This is a genomic window from Bartonella sp. AD328YNZD, from assembly GCF_042196425.1.
In genome coordinates this window covers 1-3,329 of sequence record NZ_JBHIQG010000266.1, presented here as the reverse complement: position 1 = coordinate 3,329, position 3,329 = coordinate 1, and the positions used below count along the sequence as shown (strand labels likewise).

Below are 3,329 nucleotides of genomic sequence, written 5' to 3'. Positions count from 1 at the left end.
ACTTTATTCAATCATTGATAAGCTATTGTTTTTTACATTTGTATTATGTTTTTATATGGGAGTATTGGTGTTTTATAGCGGCGTGTAGGCTGTATAATGAAACACCTTCTATAGAGTTAAGCCTATGAGGATCATTATTTAAGGTGTCCTGATATTATATTTTATTAGCCAATATATTGATTTTAAAAGATCATTGATTTTTTTAAACTCAATAAGAGGTTTGAATACAGGAATGTTGTCTCATTTCAAATTTCCTGTTTCAGAATCCGAAAGAGTCTGTTTGTCTGCTACAAAAGAAGGTATTTATCTTAATGATACCGTTTGTAAAAGAAAATACATCTTTCATACATTTTCTAAATGTGAGAGCGGCTGCAATATGATATAATGCCGCACAATATAATATAGTGAAGGCTCATACCTTTATAAATGTCAAAGATGGTGGTGCCCAATAGATCTTAAAATGTCTCTTTAAAACAGGTTTTTAGATAAGGAGTACCTTGGAACTTTTAGTGAGGGGTGCAAAAAGATGCTCTAAAAAGACGAAAAAGTAAAAGGGTAAGACAATGTATTATATTCATAAAATAAGATCGGCGATGATCTAGGGATAGTTTGTGGCTGAAAGTAGGAAAAAAAGCGTGATATTAAACTAAAGTTTCGTATCTCTTTATCATGAGAAGTTATGAAGGTTATTAAATAAGTCCATTGTTTTTGCCAAAAGTATTTTCTTTCTTTTTATGTTTGCCGCTCATCTTATGACGCAGTCCGTGGGTATAGCGTAAAATTGATAGGGCACCATCGTCTTTAGTTTAAGTAAAAGTTGTAAGTAGGCATCATCGTTTTATGTTTTTTATCCATATGCTTCTTCTTGTTTGTGATGTGCGATAGTATGGCTATTCATTAATTCAATAGACGAAGATTGAAAATAAGGGAACCTTACGTTTTTGAGATCTCTCATGTAAATTGTAAAATGATGAGTTCTGATTGTAAATCAATGAATTGTTTACGTTAGAAGAACAGACTATAAAAATTTTTGAGCATAGAAACTACTGTGTGTATTACTTTACGGGATCATTTAAATGATAGAGATTAAGAGAAAATGTCTGCGTTGATTTCGGTTTGTTATGTTAAAATGAGTTAGAGACTGTTGGTTATTGTAAAATGGTTTATCGTTACTTGGAATGACGATGGGGCGTGATTCGAAACAAATACCTTCAGAGTTCTCATTTTCTCATAAGATTAAGCTGTTTAAGTTCCTCATTGATTGTTACATGAAGGATGTAACAATATTTTAATGATCATTTACAGAAATTTTTTATAAATATAGATAAGATTTTATTTCTCTAATTTATTGTTTTATATGAATAATTCATAGCTTTCTTGCAAGAAGATGTTTTCCATTTTTTACGGTTATTTGTGTAAGATTTTAAAAATCTACGTTTTTCTTTTTGTGGTGATTGCTGTTGGAAAAGCGATTCTACTTTTACATAGTTTAATTTTTATAGGGTGGATACGTAGAAATTACTGTTTTTTAATATGATCATCAGAGTTATGAAAGAAACTATTTAAAAGTTATAATGATCGTAGATTCTAATTGATGCTTCTTGAAATAAAATTGCTTCAAATTGGGTCATTTTGAACTTTTTTTGCCTAAATTTAAACATTTTTAAATAATTTATAATTCTTTTATGTTTTTTTGCGTAGAAGATGATAAGAATTTCTTGTTGTTTAAAGAATTTTATTCCATAGCAAGAATATTGCATCGGCTATCTTAGTGGTTGATGTAAGAGGACAATCGGGGAACCTCCTCCCCCCCCCCCCGCGTGGATCCCCTAGATTGTCTGGCCTGACTGAGGATTTCCTCAGTCAGGCTTTTTATAATTGTTTTAGGGGATGTGTAAGGTTTTATAGGGGGGAAGTGTAAGATCTGTTATTGTTTCGCTTATAGTACGTAAATATGTAGAGGGGGATGTCTTGTTAGGCGGATAGTGTTAGCGTATTTATTTTGAATAATTTGATTTTTCTTTATTGAGGCATTGTTGAATGCTATAAGGGAAATCGTAAAGGGAATCTATGTTTGTATTCTGTGATCTTTAGGTAAGAGATAATGGAATCTTTTTCGCATCGTATTATTTTTATTTTATTTGTGTTTTTTATTTTTGGCGCTGTCTTTTTTGCTTTTCAAAGTGGTGTTGTTTATCAGTTTTTTCCCGGTCACTCTTCTTTGTCTTCTCAGCAGCTTGATGTAACAGAGGAGGAGTTATTAGAGAGATTATCCGTATCTTTTCCAGATATCATCAAGCATCTTTCTAAAATGACCCCTCAACAGCAAGAGTTGTTTATTGCGCAGCTGCGTCGTGATGTAATTGCGCTTGCTTCTAAAAGTGGGCAGAGTCGTGAACAGGCTCAAAAATCTGGTGAAACTGTTGCTATGGCTCTCTCGAAAGCGATTTCTCGTCCTTCCATTGCTAATGCTTATTTTTAGCTATTTTTTTAATCGCGCTTTTGGGTTTTATTTTAAGGAGCAAGAGCTTTTCGTGAAGTCTTGAAAAGTGCGAGGAGATAATCAATTTGTAAGGTATTAACAAAATTTATCTCTCAAAAGGTAAGCAATTGGAGTATAAGGGTAATGTTGCAATCATTACAGGAGTGATAGAAAGTCTATCAAGGGTATTGGTCCAAGTTAATTGCATTATCAATCGCTACAATGACAAAAGCAGTATTGACTATAATAAAACACGTTAACCGCATTTTATATGCCGGTTATTTTTTTATTTGATATGAGAAAATAAAAAATTTAAAAGGATTTAAGCTTTTTTATTCTACGGATTTTAGGATATTTATCCACTTGTATGATTTCTGAAAATGAGGTGTAAGGCTGATAAGATGATAGTCTGTGACAAAGAAAAAATATTTGAATGAAGATGAGAGGTCTATTTTTATTTAAAAAGGCTTTAGGGGTATTGAGCTTTCTAACATTTTTCAAAAAAATAGACACAAGTAATTGTTAAGCTTTGTTGTAGGAAAAAACGGATATAACTTTTTTAGTATATTGTTTTATAATGATAATTTATCATTTTATATTGAATGAGAATCTTAAGAATTATAAAATCCTCTCATTTTAAATTTATCCATGGTGAAAAAATCAAAATCAGTTTCTTGTATACCACAAGTGGGAGGCTTGTGTGGATAAAAACTCTTTTAAAAAGGAATTAAAAAGCTTCTTTGAGATATCTTGAGAGCTAAAAGTCTGTTGCAATATTTTGAATTGGTAAATAGCGTATGATGGTTTTTGTATATCTATGGACTCCTTATGCACAGTGATGGAGGTA

The 3,329-nt window shown here is 31.5% G+C and carries 1 protein-coding gene; it reads left to right on the top strand.

Annotation, left to right across the window (positions count from 1 at the left end):
- Positions 1-2,104: 2,104 nt before the first annotated feature.
- Positions 2,105-2,482, top strand: coding sequence for a hypothetical protein (locus ACFIO3_RS10375; RefSeq protein ID WP_375615072.1), 378 nt, complete (start codon positions 2,105-2,107; stop codon positions 2,480-2,482).
- Positions 2,483-3,329: the final 847 nt, after the last annotated feature.

Excerpts from the sequence above, each read along its gene's own strand:
- ACFIO3_RS10375 (WP_375615072.1), top strand. The coding sequence starts at position 2,105 with ATGGAATCTTTTTCGCATCGTATTATTTTTATTTTATTTGTGTTTTTT.